Here is a 24118-nt window from a genome sequence, read left to right as displayed (position 1 = left end):
GTAAAACCTGCGCCGCGCCCGGAAGCAATCGCTTCGTGCACGATGCCGATCGACGCAAAACCTGCCGACGTATCGTCGATTGAATCACCGAGAAACGGCTTTGCCCGACGGTTCGTAAACCGCGCTCGCCTTTCGCAATCGCAACCGCGCCCGAACACCGGGCGACGTAGTGTTGGGTCACGCCATCTTCGTCAGCCGGGCCCACACCATGTCGTCTTCGATTCGTTCCACGTCGCCCGTCGCGTCGACGCACTCGCCTCAGCCGGACGCAGCGCCGGACAACACCCTGCCGAGCCGGGCCGCGAGCCCGTCGGGCAACGCTTCCCGTCGGGCGTCGACGGAATTTCCCGCGCTGAAGCCGCGCGGTTCGACCGATACGCCGGCGTCAGGCGCGCGGCCGCCGGAGTCGCTCCCCGCCGAAGGCACGGGCAGCCTGCGTCGCGTCGACAGTACGGTCCTCGACGCGCACCGGTCGCGCCGCGCCAGCGCCGCATCTTCCATCGAGATGGACCGCATCGCGCCCGAAAACGCCGCGACGACGTCAACGTCATCGGCCGCGTCGGTCACATCCGCATCGACGGCATCGGCCGACAACGAAGTCAGCTTCACGATGCCGCCGCCCTGCGGCGGCCCGCTGACCCGGCACGAGGACGGGCGCTTGCGCTGCGAGCAGGATCGAGGCGCGCAGGGCGTGCTGAACCTGCTGTCGGAACTCGACCCGGACACCGTCAGGAACCTGGCGCTTCCACCGGGTGCGACGATCCGCATCGAGTGGGACGAGAACCTGATGGAGCACATGAGCGCGTTCATGCGACTGGCGGGCGGCGATGTGCTCGTCGCCACCGATATGCTGCGCGACGCGATCGCAAGTGGCGCATCCGCCTTCACGCCGCAGGCACGTATGCCGGGCGGCGATCAGCATCCGTCCGATTTCCTGCGCAATCTCGGTATCCGCGTTCATGTGACGCCAGACAACGGAACCGGCGCGCGCCTGCAGTCCATCCTGGAGCGGCAATACGACGACCCGGCGAAGAACATGCGTATCGCGCAGTTCCGGCATGATTTCGGCGCGATGTCGCTGCTGTCGCTGGCGAACAACAAGCAGTTCACGAAGCAGCTCGCGTACGGCGTCGGCGCCAGCCTGACCGGCACCGGAACGATCGGCGCGACCTTCGACTACGGCATCTGGGACAACGTCAAACGCTCGATGAGCGAAGCCGCCGTGGCGAAATTCGGCCCGCTGCTGGATTCGCTGACGCCGCTGTTTGCCGAAACGTTCGACTCGATGGTCATCTCGCGACTGCTCGAAGTGATGAAGGGCGGCAACTTCCTGCCGGACAATTTCGGCGAAGCGTGGGACACGCTGAAGAGCGCCGCCTACTCGGGCGCGATCGCCGCGATCGGTTCCATCGCGAACAACTATGTGCGCGAACTCGCCAGCGAGGCGCGCCAGGCCGGCCATACCGAGGCCGCCGCCGCGCTGCTCGTGGCGAAGCAGTTCACCAACCTGCTGGCGACGTGGATGTCCGGCGCGATGATCCCGCTCGAAGTGATGAGCGACCACGAGGAACTCGTCGACGCGAAGATGAACCTCATCGAAACCGGCGTGATTCCGCGGCCGGACGTGGCCGACGTACGCACGCACGTCAGCGAATCGACGCTCAACACGATCCGGGCCGCGCGCGGCACCGGCTCCGCGATACGGTCGATGGCCACGGGCGGCGAGATTGCCGCGACGATCGGGCTGCTGCTGTCGATCCTGGAACACCAGGGCGTCATTTCCGGTTCGTTGGAACAGCTCATCACGCTGATGTATTCGACGCCGACCGAGGTCCTCAGCATGACCGCATCGATGGCGGCCGAGAAGTGGGTCGGTGCCGACGGCGACAAGGAGAACGCCCGCATCACCACCGACGCCGGCAAGCAAAGTGCGATGCTGGCGCGGATCTCCGGTCACGAAGCGACCACGCTCGACGATCTCGACCGCATCGCACGGCCTGACGGCGAGCGCAATGCGTCGCTCGGCCATACCGTCACGCAGGCGCTCGGCACGGCCATGGGCATCGTCGACAAGGGTGCCGGTCTCGGCATCCGGTACACCAGCGCGGGCCTGACTCGCGTGGGCAATGCGTTGTCGCCGATTGCCGACATACCGTATGTCAGCCCGGTCCTGACGTCGGTGGGAAACGGGCTGTCCGGCACTGCCCAGTTCGCGTTCGAGCATGCGCTCAAGCCCCTTGGCCAGGGCGTGCAAGCGGTCTCCGGGGCCGCCTATCGGAACGCGTTGAAACCGGTGGGACAAGGTCTTGCGCGGGCCATCGACATGGCGAGCCCCGTGCTCGATCCGCTCGGGAAAGGCGCGGCAACCGTGGCAACGGGCGCCGGGCGTCATGTGGTCAAACCGGTTGCCAATGCAACCGCAGCGACGTTCGATACGGTCGTGCGCGCGCCAGGTGCCGTCGTCGGCGCGGGCGTGACGGCGTTCGATCAGGCTGCGTCGTCGGCGACCGACGCACTGAGCGGCGCCATGCGACGGCGTCGAGCCCCGCGGAACACTGAACCGTCCGGGCCGGATCAGGTTTGACGACGAGGTCGCCGACGGACGTGCGGCACAACCGCAAGCGCGCTTCGCAACCCGTCAAACGTCAATGGCCCGAGGTCAACACACTGACCTCGGGCCACGAATTCCGCAGCGCGGGCGCCCAGCGGCGGAAAGCGCTCAAACCGCGCTATGCGCCGGCGATGTTGCAGTACTGTCCTCTGAAGTACAGCAACGGCTGCGTAGCGGCCGTTGCTTGCAGGTCCAACGCTTTCACTTCACCGATCACGATCAGGTGATCGCCCGCGGCGTGCTCGGCATAAATTTCGCAATCGAGCCAGTGAAGGCTGCCGGCAATGATCGGGTTACCCAGCGGCGATTCCTGCCAATCGACGCCGTGCCACTTGTCCGTGCCTCGTCGGGCGAATTGGTTGGAAATTCCGACTTGCTCGTCCGACAGGATATTGACGACGAATCGACCTGCCCGGCGAATTTTCGGATAGCTGGCCGAACCGGACATGACGCTGAACGACACCAGCGGCGGGCTCATCGACACGCTATGGAAAGACTGGCAAGTGAAGCCGATCGGCTCGCCATCGACGTGTGATGCAATCACCGTGATACCGGATGCGTAATGCCCGAGCGATTCGCGAAAGCTCAACGGCTCGATGGCCGTACTGGAAAATGACATGGTAGATACCGAATACTGGGTGCGGCTCGAAGATGTCGAGGCGGCGCATTCCGACAGATTCAGGGAGCCATTTCAACGCACTCCCCGACATCCACGCGGCCTTCGATTCCCCGAGCACGACGTCCGACTTCAGCGCGGAACTAGTTCGAGAGTTCTTGTCGGACGATTTCCGCGCCCGCGCTCAAGGCACTCAGCTTGCCTCTCGCGATGGCGCGCGACAACGGAGCCATGCCGCAGTTGGTGCAAGGATAGAGCTTGTCGGCATCCACAAACTGGAGCGCTTTTCGCAACGTGCTGGCGACTTCCTCGGGGGTTTCAATGGTATCGCTGGCTACATCGATGGCCCCCACCATTACCTTCTTGCCTCGAATGAGCTCGATCAGCTCCATCGGAACGTGAGAGTTGTGACATTCCAGCGAAACCATCCCGATACTGGATTTTTGCAGTTTCGGGAAGGCTTCCTCGTATTGCCGCCACTCCGACCCCAGCGTCTTCTTCCAGTCCGTATTGGCCTTGATGCCATAGCCATAGCAAATATGCACGGCGGTTTCGCACTTGAGACCTTCAATCGCCCTTTCCAGGGTCGCGACGCCCCAGTCGTTCACCTCATCGAAGAAAACATTGAATGCGGGCTCGTCGAATTGAATGATATCGACGCCGGCGGCCTCCAGCTCCCTGGCTTCCTCGTTCAGGATCTTCGCGAACTCCCAGGCCAGTTTTTCGCGACTCTTGTAATGATCGTCGTAAAGCGTATCGATCATGGTCATCGGGCCCGGCAAGGCCCATTTGATGGGCTGCCGGGTCTGCTGGCGCAAGAACCTGGCATCCTCAACGAACACCGGTTTTTGCCGGGCAACCGCATCAACGACCGTCGGCACGCTCGCATCGTAGCGATCGCGAATCCGAACGGTCTTGCGATTCTGAAAATCAACGCCGCTGAGGTGTTCGATGAACGTGGTCACGAAATGCTGGCGCGTTTGCTCGCCGTCACTGACGATATCGATGCCTGCATGTTGCTGCTCTTGCAACGACAAACGCAAGGCATCCTGTTTACCCTCGATCAATCCCTCGTCCTGCAATTTCCACGGCGACCAAAGGGTCTCGGGTTGTGCGAGCCAGGCGGGTTTAGGCAAGCTGCCAGCGGTTGAAGTGGGTAGCAATTTTTTCACGGTAGACGGCCTTGCGTTTTGTTAGTCAAAGAGCGTAGTCAGCGGACCACTGTTCAAGAATGGCCTGGTAGGGCTTGATAAACTGGTCCTCGACAAACCTTCCCTGCTCGACAGCCAGCCGGCTACGTTCTTCCCGATCGTAAACAATGCGAGTCAACGAAAAATCCTGATGCTTCAGACTGGGTTGATAGGATTTTCCCGCCGGGGAATTTGCATTATAAATCTCCGGCCGGTAAATCTTCTGGAAGGTATCCATCGTGCTGATGGTGCCGATAAGCTCAAGATCGGTGTAATCAGCCAGTAAATCCCCGGTAAAATAAAAAGCCAAGGGCGCAACACTGTTCGGAGGCATGAAGTAGCGAACCTTCAAACCCATTTTTTCGAAATATTCGTCAGTCAAGGAATATTCGTCCTGCCGATACTCGATACCCAATACCGGGTGCCGATTGGCAGTCTGGCGATAAGTCTTGCTACTCGAAACGCTCAGGCATATAACGGGCGGCTTGGCGAAATTATCCCTGTAAGCGCTGGAATTCACGAAGCACTTGAACAGCTTTCCATGCAGGTTGCCAAAGCCATCTGGCGTACTGAATCCAGGCCGATCCTTGTTGTGCTCCAGCAATACCACACTGAAGTCATAATCCCGCACATAAGAGGAAAAATTATTTCCCGCAATACCTTCAATGCGCTCGCCTGTTTTTCTATCGAGAATATTGGTTTTTAATATCTCGATCAAAGGAAGCGCGTTAGCACCGCCCTCCCCTTCGATATTCATTTCAACGGAAATGATTTCAAGCTTGACGGCATAACGATTGCCCTCAGGATTATCCCAATGCGCCAGCGAATTGAAGCGATTGTCAATCATCGTGAGAGTGTTGCGCAAGTTCTCCTGGCGGCTCTCCCCTCTGGCCAGATTGGCAAAATTGGTCGTGATACGCGTGTTTTCGGAAGGCTGGTAGTCTTCATCGAAACAGATGCTGTTAATGGCAAATGTAAATTCTTGATTCATTGCGATCTCGCACCCTGGTTTCTGAAATAAACTGCGCTTGCTCTTTGCTTTCCAATGCTTCCCGCCTTTCTTCTCCGGCTTTTACTCGGCAGCCTCATCGGCATCGACATTCCGGACGAACTTGACGTCGAGCCACGGTCGACCATGCATGAACCGATTTCATACAACCATTAATCATGTTCATGACGCGGTGTACGTGGATCTGCGTGGTGACCACGTGCCGCGTGTTAATCGGAAGAAAAGTAACTGGCAGCGATGATATAGTTCCCGTTGCATGAATAAAAATGGATTTATTTCATGCAAACATTAAAATTGTTCATGGAGTGAGCGATGCTGGATCGCAGTCATCTGATGGTCGTGCGGGAAGTGGAGCGGCAGGGTTCGCTCACGGCCGCCGCCGATACGCTCAATCTCACGCAGTCGGCGCTCAGCCATGCGGTGAAGAAGCTCGAGCAGCAGCTCGGTACGCCGGTGTGGACGCGCGAGGGACGTTCCATGCGGCTCACGCAGGCCGGACAGTACCTGCTGAGCCTCGCGAACCGGTTGCTGCCGCAGTTCGAACTCGCCGAAGCGCGCATGAAGCAATACGCGCAGGGCGAGCGCGGCACGTTGCGAATCGGCATGGAATGCGCGCCGTGCTACCAATGGCTGCTGAAGGTGGTGTCGCCGTATCTCGCGCGCTGGCCGGATGTCGACGTCGACGTGAAGCAGCGCTTCCAGTTCGGCGGCATCGGCGCGTTGATCGGCCATGAAATCGACGTGCTCGTGACGCCCGACCCGCTCAACAAGCCCGAGCTGCATTTTCAGCCGGTGTTCGATTACGAGCAGGTGCTGGTGGTCGGCGACAACCACGCGCTGGCCGGAGAAGCGTATGTCACGCCGGAGCAGTTGCAGCATGAGGTGCTGATCACGTATCCCGTCGAAACGGACCGGCTCGATATCTACACGCAGTTCCTCACGCCCGCGAACATGGTGCCGAAGCGCCACAAGGTGATCGAGACGACCGACATCATGCTGCAGATGGTGGCGAGCGGCCGCGGCGTGGCGGCGTTACCTCGCTGGCTCGCGGAAGAATACGCGGGCTGGATGCCGCTCACGCCCGTGCAACTGGGAGAGAAGGGTATTGCGAAGCAGATTTTCCTCGGCACGCGCAAGGCCGATGAAGACATCGACTATCTTGCGGCGTTTGTGACGGCTGCGCGGGAGTGGAAATGGGCGGAAGCGAAGATGCGAGACTAGTCTTGCATCGAGGCTGGAGATCAACGCGCATCAGCAGCAGGTCGTGCGATACGCGGCAGTGTGGATTGAGGTAAAACGACGATCACCCACTCCAGCGAACGCACATCCCTGCCCTTGCCGGGCGGCCAGCCCAGCCGGATCTCCGTACACCAGGAACGGAACGCGTTCGCCGCTTTCAGGACGAACCTCGCGAATTGCGTATCGGGTCACGCCAGGCTCCACTCGACGAGCGGGGCCCATTTTTTACCGACTACGCACGTTCTGCCCGGATCGAAAAATGCGCAAACGAAAAAAGACCCGAAAATCCGGGCTAAATCACTGATTTAGCCAGAAAATTCGAGTCCATTCCTACACCAGGAACTCACGCTCCTCCTAGAACTGATAACCCGCGCCGACCACCGCGCCGAAGTCCGAGCGGGTGTTGCCGGTCACCGACGCCTTGACGACCCAGCGGTTGCTCTCCGTCACGTACGAGTACCCTGCCGCAAAGCCCTGCTGGCCGTGATAGTTCGAGGTCGCCGCCGACACCATCGAGCGGCCCGCGCCCGTCGGTTGCGGCAGGCCGGCCACCGCCATCGCCGACGCGACGCCGCCGTACATGTCCTTCTTCAGGTCGTTGAACGAGTTGTACACCTGCCCGATGCGCTGGTCGGTGTAGTTCTTCGCCTGCGTCGAAGCGGACGTGAGGTTGTCGTTCAGCTGCTGCACGTTCACCGCGTCGGTCGGCGCCGTCCCGGCCGCGACGTTCGTGATCTGGCGCTCGCTGCCCTTCGCGCCGACCGAGAACGAATTGTCGCGATCGGCGACCGAGCCCTGACCGACCGCCACCGCGTTCTTGCCGGTTGCGGTCGCCGTCGACCCGATCGCACCCGCATCGGCGCGCGCGATCCACGTCGTGTTCGCGTCGGTTACCGCCGCGCGGATCTGGTCGTTGGCTGCCACGTTCTTCAACGCATTGTTGAACTGGCCGACGTTGACCGCATCGTTGTCGTTCACGCCCGCCGCGACGCCGGTCAGCGTGCGGTCGCCCGCCGTGCCGGAGAAGTTCACGCTGGTGCCGCCGGTGCCCTTCCCGACCGTGATCGCGCCGTTCGGATCCTGCTGCTGCACGAGGCCGGCCTTGCCGTTCGCGATGTTGGTCACGTTCCCCTGCAGGTTCGAGATGTCGGTGGTGTTCTTCGAGACCTGCTGGTTGGTCGCGTAGAGCTGCGAGCCGTTCACCGCGTCCGTGCTGGTCGCGCTGAGCGTGCCTGCCTGCACGTTGGTGATGCGCGTGCCGCCGGCGCCGCCGAGCGTGATCGTGCTCTTCGAGCTGTCGTCGTACTGCACCGCGAGCGCGCCGAGCTGGTTGAGGTTCGACTGCACGTCCTTCAGCTGCTTCACGTTCACCGCGTCGGTATCGCTGGTGCCCGCGGCGACGTTCTTGAGCACGACCGCCGAGTTCGCGTCGCCGCCGACGAGCGACACCGAATTCAACCGGTTGCCGTTCGTGTCGACGTCGTACTTGACGACGTTCTTCACGGCTTCGCCGGTCTGGTTCGACACCTGCGTGATCTGCTGCTGCAGATCGGACTTCACGCCCGACAACTGGCCGCCGTTCACGGCGTCCGTGCTGCCCGCGGCGACGTTGCCGTCGGCCACGTTCGTCAGCTTCGTCGGGGCACCGCCGCGCGCCGCGCTGTACGCACCGAGTTTCGGGTCGAACTGCAGCGCGTCCTGTTGCAGCCCGGCGATCGCGGCGGTGTTGCCGGCGATGTTCGTTTCCGCATTGCCGAGGCGCGTTTCGTGATTCTCGAGCGTCGTCGTGTTGCTGCCGACCCGGCCGTCGAGGTTCGTCAGCGCGTCGCCGACATTGTTGAACGAGCCGCCGCCGACCTTGTAGGACGGTGCGTTGATCGAGCCGTCCGGGTTCGCCGTCGCGCCGCCGCCCAGTGCGGCCGCGGTGCCGTCGATCGCGCGGCGCAATTGCGCGCCGTTTACCGCGTCCGTGCTGCCGGACGCCACGTTGCCTTCCGCGACGTTGGTCACGCGCACCGGGCTCCCGCCGTTGCCCGCGCCGAGCGACACCTGCCGCTTGCTCGCATCGTCGTACTTCACGGCCAGCGCATCGAGCTGGCTCGTGCCGTTCTGAACCGCCGCGGTCAACTGGTCGACGTTGACTGCATCCGTGCCTTTCTCGCCGGCCGCGACGTTGCTGATGAGTTGCGGGCCGTTGCCGCCGTGGCTCGCATCGTAGGCGCCGAGGCTCGGGTTCCACTGGAGCGCGTCCTGCTGGAGCGCGGCGATGTTGCCCGTATTCGTCGTCACCTGATTGCCGAGCGTGGTAATCGACTGATTGAGCGTGCTGGTCGCCTTGCCGAGCTGGCCCACGTTCACGGCGTCGCCCGCGGCAATGCCGTCCGCGACGTTGTGCAGGGCAACCGGCGCCTGCGCGCCCGTGCCGCCGAGCGTGACGCCGCTGTGCGCGTCGTCGTCGTACTGCACGGCATTCTTCGTCGCGGCGCCGATCTGGCTGGTGATCGACGTGCTCAGGTTGCCGAGCGTCGTGCTGAGGTTGTTCGTCACGCTGGTGCTGAGCGATGCCAGGCCGCCGTTCAGTTGCCCGACGTTGACGGCATCGTGCACGTCCTTGCCGTCCGCGACATTGTGCAGCGTGGTACCGTTGGTGCCGGCGAAGGTCACCGAGTCGAACCCGCTCGGGCCGTCGTACTTCACGTTGCGCGTATCGGCCGCCTGCAGGCTGCCGATGTTCGACGCCGCCGTGCTCAGCGACGTATTGATGCCGGTAACGCTGCCCTGCAGGTTCGTGATGTTCGAGGCCGCCGTCGAGATCGACGTCTGCAGCGGTGCGACACTGCCCTTCAACTGGCCGACGTTGACCGCGTCGGTATCGGCGACGCCGGCCGCGACGCCGCCGATCGTGGTGCCGTTGCTGCCGTCGAGCGCGATCGCCGCATGCGAAGCGTCGGTGTATTTCACGACGTTCTGCGTGGCCGTCACGATGCTCGTGCTGAGGCTGTTGCCCACATTGGTCACGCGCTGGTCGACGTTCGAGATCGTGGTCGACAGCGAATTGCCGACCGACGTCACGCGCGCATCGACGTTGCCGATGCCGGTGCTGAGCGTGCTGTTCACGTTCTTCAGCTGCTGGACGTTGACGGCGTCCGTATCGGCCGCGCCGGCCGCGACGTTCTTGAGCTGGCGTTCCTTGCCTAGCGCGCCGAACGACACCGCGCCGCCGACCGGTGCGGCCGTGCCGCCGAATACCGGCGTGCCGCCGTTGTTCGCGCCGACGCTGCCCGAGCCGATCGCCACCTGGTTGTTGTCGTTCGTCTGCGCGCCCGCCCCGATTGCCACGGATTGCGTGCCGCCGGCGCGCGTCTGCGTCGCCGCGTCATACGCGGCGCCGCTCGAGACGCCGTCGCTCGACGTCGGATTCGCGCCGCCGATCGCGATCGAGCGATCGCCGCTGGCCAGTGCCGAGTGGCCGAGCGCGATCGAGCTGGTGCCGTGCGCATCGGCGACGTTGCCGATCGCCATCGAGAAATCGCCGATCGCGGCGGATTGACGGCCGACCGCCAGCGCCGTATTGCCTTGCGCCACCGCCACCGTGCCGATCGCGGTGGACGAGTTCGCCAGCGCCTGCGAACCGACACCGATCGCGATCGCGCCGCCGCTGCTGGTCCCGCCGTTGCTGCTCGCGTTCGACTGGTCGCCGATCGCGATGCCGCTGGTGCCGGCCTTCGCATTCGTCCCCTGCGTCACGTTCGCGGTGCTCACCGCCACGAAACTGCCGCTCTTCGTTGCGACACAGAGCGGGTTCGTCCCGTCGATGCACTGGCCGTTCAACGCGTTGTCCGGGTTGCCGCGATCAACGAAATTGTCCGCATGCGCGGCTCCCGCGATCAGGACACCGGCACCCGTGAACATGGCGGCGGCGAGCGCCGAAATCTGCTTCCTCTTCATGGTCTTCTGCTCCGTTTTGTAGCGTCTGGTTTGAATTTGGACTACTTACCTTTATCGACAGCTTCGACTTCGATTTCGATTGCGACTTCCGTGCGGAACCTGATTCCGATGTCCGGTTCGGCCTTGTCGAAGGCAGCACGTATCGGCCGTCCGTATCGACAGGGCGTTCGAAGGCCCGGGCACGCCGTTCATTTGACGGCCCGTTCCGTTAATTCGACAACTCAATTAGCAATGCAGATTGTTATTTATGGACGAGCTATCCCCCGACTGAATCCGGAGATTCAACCCGCCGTTATAAACAACCCTGATTCGATGCCGCGCCGACCGCGACCCATCCCGTTTCTTTTAATTCATCTCGGCAGCATCAATTGATGCTTCGGACCTGGGTCACGCAACGTCCGTCACGATTCGCCGTGCCTTCCGTTTTCCTGCATCACCCCTCGTTCAAGTCGGACGAATTATGAGACACGATCTAAAATTATTGAAGGCAACATTCTTTATAGATTGTAAAATTCAATATATTCAATGAGTTGCGCAAAATATAGATATCTCGCAAACGTTTTACACTCATCGCGATTAATCCAAATGTTTTTAGAAGCGGATAAATACTTTGCCAAAGCGGATTCAAATTAAATGCCACCAAACAAATCGTCGCCGGAAAACCGCCCTACCGTGCGATTCCGCACGAAACACACACGCAAGTCACGGGTATTGACCAACATCAACGGCCGACACTTCAGACGCGATCCGCAGCATATGGCGAATAATCGTTGAAACGGAATGAAGGGAATAGAGCCGACCCATCTGGCGGGAATCGAAATATGCTCCTACAATTCCGCTCGCATCGATACCGGCAGCCGCGTGCATTCCAGGCGCGACGACGGCAACGCTCCGCGTCTTTACCGGCTCAGTGATCAGAACAACGAACGCCAGGTAACGCGCCGACCGGTTGCCCGTCGCGCAGTCCGGCGCAATCCGACTGTCGATGCGAGCGTGCGACGCGTGTGCGCGTCGTCATGGAGCAGCTTCCCAGGATTTCCCCGAACCGGGCCGGCCACCCGCGGGAACGCAGCCAGCATTATTTCCAGAACAGGTGCACGATGCCTCCATCGATCTCCGCATTGAGTGACGCCCATATCCTGATCGTCGACGATCAGCCCGACCAGCTGCATCTGCTGATCGACATCCTGCGCAGCACGGGGTGCCGCATCAGCATCGCATTCGACGGGTCGCAGGCGTGCCAGCGCGCACAGGCGCTGATGCCCGACGTGATCCTGATGGATGTGCGCATGCCGCGCATGGACGGGTTCACCGCGTGCCGGCTGCTCGCCGCCGATCCGCTGACGAGCGCGATTCCGGTCATCTTCCTGACCGTGGCCGGCGAACTGCACGAACGCCTCGAGGGGCTCGAAATCGGCGGCGTCGACTATGTGGTGAAGCCGTTCGAGCCGGCGGAAGTGCTTGCACGGATTCGCGTGCAGCTCGCGCGGACGAAACGCGACCGGCCCGCCGACGCGGAAAGCCCGTTCGCGGCCGGCAAGGACGACGACATCATCGTGCGCGCAGCGATCCGCCACCTGTCCCGAACGCTGAACGATCCGCCGACGGTGGAGCAGCTGGCGCGCGCGGTCGGCACGCATGAAAAGCGGCTGTCGCGCGCGTTTCGCGACAATCTCGGCCAGACGGTGTTCGAGTATCTGCGGGTCGAGCGGCTGCGGATCGCGCAGGATCTGCTGGATTCGACGTCGCTCAGCATTGCCAGCATCGCGAAGGAAATCGGCTTTTCCACGCCGGCGAATTTCGCGACCGCGTTCCGCGAACGTTTCGGCATCACGCCGACCGAGTGGCGGCGCCAGCGCCAGGCGGGCGGGCGCGCCGCGACCCGGGAACCGCAGCGCGACGCGTAGGCCGGATTCGGCGTGATCGCGACTACCGCGATTACCAGTTGTATTTCGCGGTGGCCAGCACGGTCCGCTCGTTGCCGAACACGCACACGGCATACGACGAGCAGCCGCTGACGTAACGCCGGTCGAACAGGTTCGCGACGTTCAAGGCCAGGCGCCAGTGCCGCATCTCGTAGTGCATCGCCAGGTCGTACAGCGTCGTGCTCGGCACCGTCAGCGCGTTGTCGGGCGCGCCGGCCAGCGCGCTCTGGTAGCGCACGCCACCGCCGATCCCGAGGCCCGACAGATCACCCGTGCGCCAGGTCCAGTCGGCCCACAGCGACGCCATCTGCCGCGGCAGCGGCACGGCCACCGGCCAGTTGTTCAGCGACACGTCGTTCGCCTTCACGTTCTTGACATCCTGATAGACATACGACGCGACGATCGACAGCTCGCGGGTCAGCTTGCCGACCGCGCTCAGCTCGATGCCGCGCGAGCGCACTTCGCCCGTCTGCACGGACGACGTGCCGGTCGGGTCGAGATTCACCGGCGTCGGCGTCACGACGTTGGTCTGGTTGATCTGATAAACGGCCGCGTTGAGCATCAGGTTCCGGCCGGGCGGCTGCCAGCGCAGCCCGGCCTCCGTCTGCGTGCCGCGCGTCGGTTTCGGCAAGCCGCCACCATATAGCCGCACGCCGATCACCGGATCGAACGACGTCGAATAGCTCACGTACGGCGACAACCCGGCGTCGCCCTCATAGGTGAGCCCGACGCGCCCGGAGAACGCACTGACGTCCTGCTGCTTCTGCATGCCGGCCGTCCGGTCGTCGAACCGCGCATTGACCCAGTCCTCACGGCCGCCGAGCGTCAGCGTCCAGCGCTGCCAGCGAATCTGGTCCTGCGCGTACGCGCCGAACCCGTTCATCGCCGTGTACTGATCGACGTGGCCGAGCGACGTCGGGCCGGAGAAGATCGCCGCCGTGACGGGCCGATAGACGGGGTTGTACAGGTTCAGCGACGGCGCCAGCGCGAGCCACACGCTGTTGGTCGTCGTCTGCCGGTCGAATTGCAGGCCGAACAGCAGCGTGTGTTCGAGCGGCCCGGTGCCGAAGCGCGCCTGCGCGTGGTTGTCGATATCGAGCCGGCTGTAGTTGAGCTGGAACAGCCCCGCGAAACGCATCATGTTGGTCGTGCTGCGGGGCGCCAGGCCGTTGCCGAACACCGTCGCGTCGTCGAGCGACAGGCGCGACCAGCGCACGTCCTGGTGCAGCGACCAGATCGCGTTCACGCGGTGCTCCAGCGCATAGCCGAGCGACCATTGCTCCTTCCGGTAGTCGTTGAACCCGGGATCGCCCATGTAGATGTCCTGCGACAGGCGGCCGTTCGGGTTCGGCAGCACCGTGCCCGACGCGGGCAGGAAGTTCGACGAAATATCGCCGCTGTCCTGCAGGAAGGTTGCCGAGAACGTCAGCGAAGTATCGGCATTCGGCCGCCATCGGAACGACGGCGCCAGCGCGACGCGCCGGTCGCCGTTCGGGCCGGTCTCCGCGTTGCCGTCGCGGGCCACGCCGACGAAGCGATACGCGTACCGGCCGTCCGGGTCGAGCGTGTCGCCGACGTCGAGCATGACCTGCTTGCGCGCATCGTTGCCGATCTGCACGCCGGCCTCGCGCACGCGCTCGCCGTCGGCGAGCTTCGTGTGCGCGTCGACGATCGCGCCAGGCTCGCCCGCGCCGTACAGCACCGACGTCGGCCCGCGCAGCACCGCGATCGAGTCGATCGTATACGGGTCGACGCGCCAGTTCGCGATCACGGCCGTATTCGGCGCGGCCACGCCGTCGACGTACAGCGTCGGCGTGAAGCCGCGCAGCGCCGCATACCAGTCGGTGCGGCTGTCGGCGCCGAACGTCGCGAAACCCGGCACGTAGCGCAGCGCCTGGTTCAGGTCGGCCGCGCCGGTCATCTCGATCTGTTGCGCGGTCACGATATTGATCGTCTGCGGGATCTCGGCCACCGGCGTGTCGGTCTTCGTGCCCGCCGTGGTGCGCAGCCCGACGAGCCCGACGGACGATCCGTCGGCCTTCCCTTTTACGGCGATCGGCGGCAGCACGGCCGCCGCCGCGTCGGGCTGCTGCGCCGATGCTGCGCCCGATGCCTGCGCGTGCGCGCCGCCTGCTGCCGCCACGCACAGTGCTCCCCCGGCAGCGACCGCCATTGCGCGTCGCGCCGCCCTCGTCCCCGTTACCATCGTTCCATGCTCCGTCGTGCTGGGGCCGATTCGGCCCGATCGTGGCGCGACGCGCCGTCGGCGTCCGCCCCGTGTTGTCGTTCTGGTGATGTTGGTTGCGCGCGAGTCGGTATGCACTGGCCGATGGCGTCGTTCGCGAGCGCAGCGATCATACCGGGCGAACGTGGCGCGGTCTTTAAAAAAGTGCGCAGGCGCGCACGGGTGGGCGAAGCCCGGGTGCCGGTGTTGTTCCGGGCGTTGGAGACGAAACACGCGCGGCATCGATTCGGCCAATTCCGATTGCTGCCGAGAAAGGCGGATGAAAGACGGAAACGCTAGACTGCGTGCGGCCCGGGAACGGCCGCGCACCACGCGGTCCCGGCGTCGCATCGCGCGTGATCGAGCGCGTCCGGCGTCGCGGCGTTACCTGCGGCCAGATTGGCGGAGCCGGTTGCGGCCTTTGCGCCGCGATCACGATACCGGCTTACGCGTTTGCGACACCACCGTCACCCTCCCACCCCCGAGGACCGTATGCGCCGCATGTCGACCCGACCGCTGTTTGCCGCATTGCTCACCCTGGGCGCGATCTTCTGCGCCGTGCCATCCGCCCACGCGTGCGACATACCGGCGGCCGTGACGACGATCGATCCGCCCGGCTACTATGACGACGCCGCCGGTTATGCGCGCGCCGTGAAGCCGATGCGCGATTTCATTTCGCGGCTCAACACGGCGGCGGACAAAGGCGACTGGTCCTGCGCATTGAGCCTGCTGGAAAGCTGGGCGCAGGCCGATGCGCTGATGGGCCGGATCTCGGGGTATCAAGGCTATTACGAGCGCTCATGGGCCGGCACCGACTTCGCGATGGTGATCCTGCGCATGCCGCGTGACGTGCGTGACGCGAATCGCGCGCGCTTCGACGCGATCGATCCATGGCTCGAACGCATCGCGATCGCCACCCGCGATTCGGAAGCGATCAACCATCTGCACAACAACCTCGTGTACTGGGCCGGGCTCGACCTGATCGCGATCGGCACCGTGACCGGCAACGCGAGCCTGATCGACTCGGGGCTGCTGCGGGTTCGCGAAGGCATCCGCGACATCGGCCCCGACGGCGCGCTCGCGCGGGAAGTCAAGCGCGGCAACCGCGCGCTGCACTATCACACCTTCGCGCTGCTCCCGCTCGTGTTCGCGGCGGAACTCGTACAGCGGCGCCATATCGATCTCTACCGGGAAAACAACGGCGCGATCAGCCGCCTCGCGAATCTCGTGATCGACGCGGTGGAAAATCCCGCGAGTTTCACGGCCATCACGCCGATCAAGCAGGATCTGTTTCCGTGGACGTTCCGCGACGAATTGAGCTGGGTCGAGCCGTACTACGCGCGCTTTCACGACCCGCGCCTGCCGGCGATCATCGCGCCGCGCCGCCCGTTCGACGAATGGCGGCTCGGCGGCAATGTGACGGCGGTCTGGGGCGCGTCGCTGCCGTAGGCGATTCGCGGGTTTCGCGCTGCCGGCGAGTGCGCGAATGCCGCGCACGCGATATCCGTTTCCACACGTACCCGGCGCGCGGTGTGCCGCCAGCGTTGCACCGGCCCGGCACCCCCGCCGCTTCCTCCATCACCCCCGCACGCGCCGCATCCTGAGCGTCGCCGACGGCGACTCCCCGAACGCCCGCTTGTACTCGATCGCGAACCGCCCAAGGTGCGCGAAGCCCCATTTCAGTGCGATATCCGTCACCGACGTGAGCCCCGGCGTCGTTTCGGCCAGCAGTTCCTCGCGCACATGTTGCAGCCGCAACTGCCGCACGAAGCCCATCGGCGTGATCCCGTGGCGACTCCGGAAGCCGGCGAACAGCGTGCTCGGGCTGACGCCGGCGAGTTCGGCGAGCCGCTCGATCGTCAGCGGCTCGTCGAGATGCGCGCGGATGTATTCCTCGACCCGCCGCACATAGAACGGCGCGAGCGCCACCGGCAGGTGCCGCGTGCCGTTGCGCGCGCTGTTCGGGTGACCGTGCAGCAGCAGGTTGAGCAGCGTCGATTCGAGCTGCTCGAACGCGAGCGGATGACGCAGCGGATGCGCATCCGTCGCAATCGCGCCGGCGAGGATCGGCAGCAACTGGGCCAGGCACGTCCCCTGCGGCGATGCCAGGCTGAATTCCGGTTCGAATTCGACCGGCGCGCGCCGGTCGTCGCCGAAATGCCGCTGCGCATGCCGCTCCATCACCTCGCGCTCGATGCGCACGATCACTTGCGGGCACGCATCGCCCCACCGCATCTTGAGCGGCAGCGTCGGCGAGATCAGCGACGCGGTGCCCGGCGACGACACGAAGCGCGTCGAGCCGCATTCGATCTCGGCGTCGCCGCGCAACGGGATCTGCAACAGGAAGAAGTGTTCGAGCGGCCCGGGCTCGATGCTGACGCCGCCGCCATAATCGAGCAGGTTCAGCGACACGTTGCCCCAGCGTGCATGATGCATGCTGCTGTGCAGCGCACGCGATTCGCCGGTCGGCGTGAGCCGGTGCGGCTTGAAGACATCGGCAACCCGCGCGCGCACCTCGTCGACGTCGTTCGACTGCAGCAGCAGGTTGCCGTGATTGAAACAGGCGGCGTCGTCCAGCCAGCCGGTTTCGGAAAATTGCGCCATCGAAGTTCTCCCGTCATGCTCGATCGCACTCGCGCCGTGCATGCGTTCCCTGAATCGGGGAATCCGTCGCACGATCCGGACAGTGCCTGGCGTATCCGGACAGTCCGCCCATCGGAACACGCAAGTCCCGCGCAAACGACGCAAGAAACGGACCGTTCGCGCATCGTAGAAAACTGTGCGGGGCGCCCCCATCCGCACATACCCGCAGTCAGCCGCGCATCCGCCCGGGCGCGGCGGCCGGTTCGTCAGGTTTCCGGAATTCGCGGATACCGGCCGAAGAAAGCGGATAGAAGCGCGCGTTTCGTCCGCCAATACTGGGCCCGTCACAGACACGAACAGCATGGAGGAGCACATGAAAGGACGTCACATCGAGATTCCGTCGGCGGATGGCGGGACGTTTCGCGCGTACCTGAGCACGCCGGCCGGCGGCACCGGGCCGGGCATCGTGCTGTGTCACGAGATCTTCGGCGCGAACGCAACCATGCGGGACGCGGCCGATTACTACGCGGAGGAAGGCTACACGGTGCTCGTGCCCGACCTGTTCTGGCGTCAGTCCCCGGGCATCGAACTCGGCAACACCGCGGCCGATGTCGAACGCGCGATGGCCCTGTACCAGGGGTTCGACGAAAACAAGGGCGTCGAGGACGTCGGCGCGGCGCTGGGCGTGCTCACGCAACGGCCGGAATGCACGGGCGCGGCCGGCGTGCTCGGCTTCTGCCTCGGCGGCAAGCTCGCGTATCTCGCCGCGTGCCGGTTGCCGGGCGTGGCCGCGGCGGTCAGCTACTACGGCGTGGGCATCGAGCATGCGCTGGACGAGGCGTCGCACCTGCGCGGGCGGCTCGTGCTGCAGATTGCGGGACAGGACCGCTTCTGCCCACCGGACGCGCAGCAGCGCATCGCCGAAACGCTGGCCGGGCGCGCAGGCGTCGAAGTGTATGTGTATCCGGGCGTCGATCACGCGTTCGCCCGCATCGGCGGCGATCATTTCGACAAGGCCGCCGCCATCATGGCCCATCAGCGCGCGATCGCCGCGTTCCGCGCCGCGCTCGGCCCGCATTACGACCTCTCCGCGCTGTGGGAAGCGCATATCCGGCACGAATTCGATACGCGCGACGTCGACGCGACGATGGCCACGATGGTCGCCGAGCCGTACGTCAACCATATTCCGACACTGACGGGCGGCGTCGGCTACGACGAGCTCAAGCGCTTCTACACGCATCACTTCGTGTATGCGAACCCGCCCGACACGACGATCACGCCGATCTCGCGCACGGTCGGCGCGAGCCAGATCGTCGACGAGCTGCTGTTCTGCTTCACGCACACGACCGAGATCGACTGGATGCTGCCCGGCGTCGCGCCGACCGGCAAGCGCGTCGAGATTCCGCTGGTCGCGATCGTGAAGTTTCGCGGCGACAAGCTCTATCACGAACACATCTACTGGGATCAGGCGAGCGTGCTCGTGCAGATCGGCCTGCTCGACGCGGCCGGCCTGCCGGTCGCGGGCGCCGAAACGGCCCGCAAGCTGCTCGATGAAACCGTGCCGTCGAACGGCCTGATGCGCCGCTGGCAGGACAGCGCGCCAGCGCCGGGTGCGCGTTGACGCGGCGATTCCCTCACCCACCGATTCCAGGAGACACCCCATGACTGCCCTTGCTGGCAAAGTCGCGATCGTCACCGGCGGCGCCACGCTGATCGGCGCCGCGGTCGCGCAGGACCTGAGCCGCGCCGGCGCGTGCGTCGCGATCGTCGATCTCGATGCGGAGAACGGCGCGCGCGTCGCCGATTCGCTGGGCGAACGCGCGATGTTCGTCGCGCTCGACATCACCGACGACCGCGCGATCGAGCACGCGGTAGCGGCCATCGCTGAACGATTCGGCGCGATCGACCTGCTCGTCAACCTCGCGTGCAGCTACGTCGACAACGGCATCCACGCGACCCGCAACGACTGGCTCGCCGCGATGGACGTCAACGTCGTGTCGGCCGCGATGCTGACGAAGGCCGTGCACCCGCACATGGTCCGGCGCGGCGGCGGCGCGATCGTGAACTTCAGCTCGATCTCGGCCCAGTGCGCGCAGACCGGCCGCTGGCTCTATCCGACCTCCAAGGCGGCGATCCGGCAGCTCACGCGCAGCATGGCGATGGATCTCGCGCCCGATCGGATTCGCGTCAACTCGGTGTCGCCGGGGTGGACCTGGTCGCGCGTGATGGACGAGATGACGCGCGGCGATCGCGCGAAGACCGATCGTGTCGCCGCGCCGTTTCATCTGCTCGGCCGGGTCGGCGATCCGTCGGAGGTCGCGCAGGTCGTGACGTTCCTGTGCAGCGACGCGGCGAGCTTCGTGACGGGCGCCGACTACGCGGTGGACGGCGGTTATTCCGCGATGGGTCCCGAACAGGCGGTGCCGGCCATTCCGCGTCTGGCGGAATGACCGTGGACCACTTGGACCCCTCCCCATCATTCCGGCCGGAACCCGGCCAAACCAGGACATTCTCATGAGACGCATCGCTATCGTCGGCGCCGGCCAGTCCGGCCTGCAACTCGCCTTCGCCCTGCTCGACCAGGGCTACCACGTCACGCTCGCGACCAATCGCGACGCGGAGCAGATCCGCACCGGCAAGGTCATGTCGAGCCAATGCATGTTCCATACCGCGTTGCAGATCGAGCGCGATCTCGGCCTGAACACGTGGGAGGAAGCGTGTCCTTCCGTCGAAGGCATCGGCATCGCGGTGCCGCATCCGGACGGCAACGGCCGCAAGGCGATCGACTGGTCGTCGCGGCTGACCCGCTATGCGCAGTCCGTCGACCAGCGCGTGAAGATGGCCGACTGGCTTGATGGCGTCCGGCGCCGTGGCGCGGACGTGCGCATCGGCGATATCGGCGTGCCCGAACTCGAGGAACTGGCGCGCAGCCATGATCTCGTGCTGCTTGCGGCCGGCAAGGGCGAAATCGTCAACCTGCTGGGCCGCGACGACGCGCGCAGCGCGTTCGACCGCCCGCAACGCGCGCTCGCCCTCACCTATGTGAAAGGGATGACGCCGAGCCAGCCGTATTCGCGCGTGCGCTTCAACCTGCTGCCCGGTATCGGCGAGTACTTCGTGTTCCCCGCGCTGACCACGACGGGCCCGTGCGAGATCATGGTGTTCGAAGGCATTCCCGGTGGCCCGCTCGATTGCTGGGCCGACGTGAAGACGCCCGAGCAGCATCTCGACAGGAGCCTGTCGTTCCTGCAGCAGTATGTGCCGTGGGAATACGAGCGCTGCCGCGACGTCGCGCTGACCGATCCGAACGGCACGCTGTCCGGGCGCTTCGCGCCGACGGTGCGCAAGCCGTTCTTCCGGCTGCCGTCGGGCCGCACGGTCTTCGGGATGGCCGACGCCGTGGTGGTCAACGATCCGATCACCGGCCAGGGATCGAACAACGCCGCGAAATGCGCGAACGCGTATTTCGATGCGATCGTCGCGCGCGATGCCGCACCGTTCGGCGAAGACTGGATGCAGCAGACCTTCGAGGGCTACTGGGCCTATGCGCGGCATGTCGTGCGCTGGACCAACTCGCTGCTCACGCCGCCGCCGCCGCACATCCTCGAACTGCTCGGCGCGGCCGGCCAGTTGCCGTCGCTCGCCGCGGCGCTCGTCGATGGCTTCGACGATCCGCGCCGGTTCTCGCCGTGGTGGTTCGAGCCGTCGGCCTGCGCGGCGTTCATCCGCGAACACAGTGCGCGTTCGGAGTAAGCGACATGGAAACGACCGTTCCCGGCAATCCGGCCATCGACCCGATGCAATTGCGTGCCGCCTTCGGGCAGTTTCCGACCGGCGTCACCGTGATCACCACGTGCGCGGCCGACGGACGCAAGGTGGGCCTCACGGCCAATTCGTTCTCGTCGCTGTCGCTGGACCCGCCGCTCGTGCTGTGGAGCCTCCGGAAGATCGCGCCGAGCCGCCCCGATTTCATCGCGGCCAGCCACTTCGCGATCAACATCCTCGCGCACGACCAGATCGACCTGTCGCGCCGTTTCGCGACGCCCAGCGCCGACAAGTTCGACGGCGTGTGTCACGTGGAGTCGGACAGCGGTGGCGTGCCGTGCCTCGACGGCGCGAGCGCGCGCTTCGTGTGCCGCAACGTCGGTCATTACGAAGGCGGCGATCACCTGCTCTTCATCGGCCAGATCGAGCAGTTCGATGCGTTCGGCAAGGCACCGCTCGTGTTCCATGCGGGCCAGTATCGCGCGATCGCCGATCACGCCGATCTTTCACGCGCTCTTTGATTAGTTATACGAATAAATAACCAGGAGGTGATGGACATGAAACTCGGCTCTCGCCTGCTCGTCGCCGCAGGCCTCGCGCTCGCCGGCATCGCCGGTCACGCGCCGGCCAATGCGACCGACCTGCCGTCGGTCAACCTCGGCATGACCAGTTTCCTCGACGGAATGCCGCCGGCCGGCTCCGGCTGGTACGGCACGCAGTACTTCCAGTACTACACGGCCGGCCGCGTCAACGACAATGCCGGCAACAAGGTCGGCCTGCCGAAGCAGGACATCGACCTGTTCGCGGGGTTGAGCCAGCTCGTCTATCAATCGCCGCTGACGTTCGCCGGGATGCATCCGGGCCTCGACGTGATCCTGCCGTGGATCGCGTCCGCGCATACGGACGACGGTATCGGCAACGTCGCGCTGAATGCGCGCGCCGGTTTCGGCGATCTGCTGATCGGCCCGTTCATCCAGTTCGACCCGGTGATGGGCGCGCAGGGCCCGCGCTTCGCGCAGCGCGTGGAATTCCAGTTCATCGCACCGACCGGCGCGTACGATCCGGCGCGCGCGATCAACCCGGGCAGTCATTTCTGGTCGTTCGATCCGTACTGGGCCGCGACGCTGTGGCTCACGCCGAAATGGACCGTGTCATGGCGTCTGCACTATCTGTGGAACGCGACCAACCATCAGCCGGCCACGGCGCTCGGCCCCGACGTGACGTCGACCCAGGCCGGTCAGGCGATCCATGCCAACTTCGCGACCGAGTACGAAGTGCGCCCCGGCCTGCGGCTGGGGCTGAACGGCTATTGGCTGCGCCAGACCACCGACATGAAGGAAAACGGGCAGGACGTGCCCGGCACGCGGGAGGCCGTGCTGGCGATCGGCCCGGGTGCGATGGTCAGCTTCTCGCCGCAGGATCACCTGCTGTTCAACGCGTACTTCGAGATCCATGCGCGTAACCGGCCGCAGGGGTCGCGGATGGTGCTGCGTTACGTGCATCACTTCCAGTGACGCGCGCGACCGGGTGAACAGGCCGCATCGCTATCCTTAGACGAAAGCAATGCGTGCTGCCGGCGTGGACGCGCCTGTCCTATAGTTCTGAAAGATGTCCGTCACGCACACGGAGGGCCGCGCGATGACTACTTCAGCACTCTCCCGGTTCGTGTCGAGCGCGGCGAAAGGGCTGGTGCACGGCATGGTTGCCTTCGCACCGGTCGCGATCGTCGGCATCGCCCTGTCCGCGTGCGGCGGCGACAGTTCGCCGACGTCCAGCGGGCCGGCGTTCGCCAACGAGGCGCGCCCGCAGATCAACGCATTGCTCGCGAACACGATGACGTCCGGCGCGGTCGTTTATGTGCAGTCGCCGCAGGGCAACTGGCTTGAATCGTTTGGAACGGCCGTGCGAGGCACGAACACGCCGATCCCGACGAACGCGCACTTTCGCGTCGGCAGCGTGACGAAGACGTGGACCGGCACCGTGATCCTGCAGCTCGTACAGGAAGGCAGGCTGAGCTTGAGCGACACCGTCGGCAAGTACGTTGCCAACGTCCCCAACGGCAATACGATCACGATCGGGCAATTGCTGACGATGCGCAGCGGCCTCTATAACTACTCGACCAGTCTCGCGTTCAACCAGACGCTCGATTCGCAGCCGGACAAGGTATGGACCACGGCGGAATTGCTGGACATCGCCGAAGGCCAGCCGGTCTATTTCGCGCCGGGCGCCGATTTTCGCTACTCGAACACGAACACGGTGCTGCTCGGGCTCATCATCGAGCAGCTCACTGGCATGAGCGCGGCCGATGCAATGAACGCGCGTCTTTTCGCGCCGCTCGGTCTGACCAATACGTTCCTCCCGCCGCAGCAGAATACGGCGCTGCCGGCGCCCGCGCCGCTGGGCTATCAATGGGGCACCAATGCGGAGACGACCGACAGCGACGCGCTGTCGCCCGAACGCCAGGCGGCCGCGAACAACGGCACGCTGCAACCGACGGACGTGACCAACGTGAATACGTCGTGGGCGTGGACGGCCGGCTCCGGCATGTCGACCGTGACGGAACTGGCCGCCTACGTGCAGCGGATGGTCGGCGGCGGCTACCTGAACGCCGATCTGCAGGCGCAACGGCTCGCCAGTTGCACGCCGCTCAATCCGTCCGACCCGATGTCGCCCAGCTACTGCATGGGTCTGGCCAAATTCGGCACGTTCTACGGGCACACGGGCGAGATACCGGGCTTCAATACCTTCATGGGCTACGACCCGGTAACGCAAACGACGATCGTCACGTGGGCGACCACGGCGGCCGCACCCGACGGGCGCGCACCGGCCAACGTGATCGCGCAGATCGTCATGGGTGAACTCAGCAAGGCCGCGGAAGTGCCCAGCGAGGGACGGCCGTAAGGCGGTAAAGCGGCCCCGACCTGCTTCGCCGCGTGCGCCGCCGGTGTGAAGCGGCACTTCGGATCGTTCTTGCCCCGCGCCGAGCCCAGTGACGCCGGCGATCGATC

The 24118-nt window shown here is 64.7% G+C and carries 17 protein-coding genes; 10 read left to right on the top strand and 7 right to left on the bottom strand.

All coding sequences use genetic code 11. From position 1 onward, the window contains the following. Positions 1-258: 258 nt before the first annotated feature. Complete coding sequence (locus H3H55_RS34450) at positions 259-609, bottom strand: hypothetical protein (RefSeq protein WP_193102661.1); 351 nt, start codon at positions 607-609, stop codon at positions 259-261. 1 nt (position 610) lies between these two features. Here H3H55_RS34450 and H3H55_RS34445 point away from each other — a divergent pair, with 1 nt between their 5' ends. Next, positions 611-2584: a hypothetical protein gene (locus H3H55_RS34445; RefSeq protein ID WP_193102660.1), complete on the top strand. Its 1974-nt coding sequence runs from the start codon at positions 611-613 to the stop codon at positions 2582-2584. Positions 2585-2729: 145 nt separating this feature from the next. On the opposite strand, the gene H3H55_RS34440 is transcribed toward H3H55_RS34445, so the two are convergent. From H3H55_RS34440 to H3H55_RS34430, 3 genes are all read right to left on the bottom strand, one after another. Further along, on the bottom strand, positions 2730-3230 hold the full coding sequence (locus tag H3H55_RS34440) for a flavin reductase family protein (RefSeq protein ID WP_193102659.1): 501 nt from the start codon (positions 3228-3230) through the stop codon (positions 2730-2732). 140 nt (positions 3231-3370) lie between these two features. Beyond that, positions 3371-4399: a methionine synthase gene (locus tag H3H55_RS34435; RefSeq protein WP_193102658.1), complete on the bottom strand. Its 1029-nt coding sequence runs from the start codon at positions 4397-4399 to the stop codon at positions 3371-3373. 25 nt (positions 4400-4424) lie between these two features. Continuing rightward, entirely contained in the window at positions 4425-5408 is a 984-nt protein-coding gene (locus tag H3H55_RS34430; RefSeq protein WP_193102657.1) for a DUF1852 domain-containing protein, read from the bottom strand. Between the two features lie 330 nt (positions 5409-5738). Between H3H55_RS34430 and H3H55_RS34425 the strand changes: the two genes are divergently transcribed. Next, positions 5739-6647 (top strand): LysR family transcriptional regulator, encoded by a 909-nt coding sequence (locus H3H55_RS34425; protein WP_193102656.1) that lies wholly within the window; start codon positions 5739-5741, stop codon positions 6645-6647. Positions 6648-7019: 372 nt separating this feature from the next. Here H3H55_RS34425 and H3H55_RS34420 read toward each other — a convergent pair whose 3' ends face one another. After that, the gene (locus H3H55_RS34420; protein ID WP_193102655.1) at positions 7020-10613 is read right to left on the bottom strand and encodes a YadA family autotransporter adhesin; all 3594 of its coding nucleotides are present in this window, start codon (positions 10611-10613) and stop codon (positions 7020-7022) included. Positions 10614-11713: 1100 nt separating this feature from the next. Here H3H55_RS34420 and H3H55_RS34415 point away from each other — a divergent pair. Continuing rightward, positions 11714-12520, top strand: a complete 807-nt coding sequence (locus H3H55_RS34415; protein WP_048251906.1) for a response regulator — start codon at positions 11714-11716, stop codon at positions 12518-12520. Positions 12521-12551: 31 nt separating this feature from the next. On the opposite strand, the gene H3H55_RS34410 is transcribed toward H3H55_RS34415, so the two are convergent. Then, entirely contained in the window at positions 12552-14744 is a 2193-nt protein-coding gene (locus tag H3H55_RS34410; protein ID WP_193102654.1) for a TonB-dependent siderophore receptor, read from the bottom strand. Between the two features lie 519 nt (positions 14745-15263). Here H3H55_RS34410 and H3H55_RS34405 point away from each other — a divergent pair. Then, entirely contained in the window at positions 15264-16211 is a 948-nt protein-coding gene (locus H3H55_RS34405; protein WP_226800685.1) for a mannuronate-specific alginate lyase, read from the top strand. A 129-nt stretch (positions 16212-16340) separates the two neighbouring features. On the opposite strand, the gene H3H55_RS34400 is transcribed toward H3H55_RS34405, so the two are convergent. Further along, the gene (locus H3H55_RS34400; protein WP_193102652.1) at positions 16341-17366 is read right to left on the bottom strand and encodes an AraC family transcriptional regulator; all 1026 of its coding nucleotides are present in this window, start codon (positions 17364-17366) and stop codon (positions 16341-16343) included. Positions 17367-17718: 352 nt separating this feature from the next. Here H3H55_RS34400 and H3H55_RS34395 point away from each other — a divergent pair, with 352 nt between their 5' ends. From H3H55_RS34395 to H3H55_RS34370, 6 genes are all read left to right on the top strand, one after another. Beyond that, on the top strand, positions 17719-18966 hold the full coding sequence (locus tag H3H55_RS34395; RefSeq protein ID WP_193102651.1) for a dienelactone hydrolase family protein: 1248 nt from the start codon (positions 17719-17721) through the stop codon (positions 18964-18966). 40 nt (positions 18967-19006) lie between these two features. Next, on the top strand, positions 19007-19795 hold the full coding sequence (locus tag H3H55_RS34390; protein WP_193102650.1) for an SDR family oxidoreductase: 789 nt from the start codon (positions 19007-19009) through the stop codon (positions 19793-19795). A 64-nt stretch (positions 19796-19859) separates the two neighbouring features. Further along, a complete protein-coding gene (locus H3H55_RS34385; protein ID WP_193102649.1) occupies positions 19860-21098 on the top strand; it encodes a styrene monooxygenase/indole monooxygenase family protein in 1239 nt (412 codons plus the stop codon). Positions 21099-21103: 5 nt separating this feature from the next. Continuing rightward, the gene (locus tag H3H55_RS34380; protein WP_193102648.1) at positions 21104-21631 is read left to right on the top strand and encodes a flavin reductase family protein; all 528 of its coding nucleotides are present in this window, start codon (positions 21104-21106) and stop codon (positions 21629-21631) included. A 36-nt stretch (positions 21632-21667) separates the two neighbouring features. After that, positions 21668-22624: a transporter gene (locus tag H3H55_RS34375; RefSeq protein ID WP_193102647.1), complete on the top strand. Its 957-nt coding sequence runs from the start codon at positions 21668-21670 to the stop codon at positions 22622-22624. A 124-nt stretch (positions 22625-22748) separates the two neighbouring features. Next, positions 22749-24011 (top strand): serine hydrolase domain-containing protein, encoded by a 1263-nt coding sequence (locus H3H55_RS34370; RefSeq protein WP_193102646.1) that lies wholly within the window; start codon positions 22749-22751, stop codon positions 24009-24011. The last annotated feature ends 107 nt before the right edge of the window (positions 24012-24118 follow it).

Source organism: Burkholderia sp. Z1, from assembly GCF_014893795.1.
Lineage (GTDB): Bacteria > Pseudomonadota > Gammaproteobacteria > Burkholderiales > Burkholderiaceae > Burkholderia > Burkholderia theae.
The sequence above is the reverse complement of the archived record's forward strand: the minus strand, read 5'-3'. Positions and strand labels throughout refer to the sequence as shown.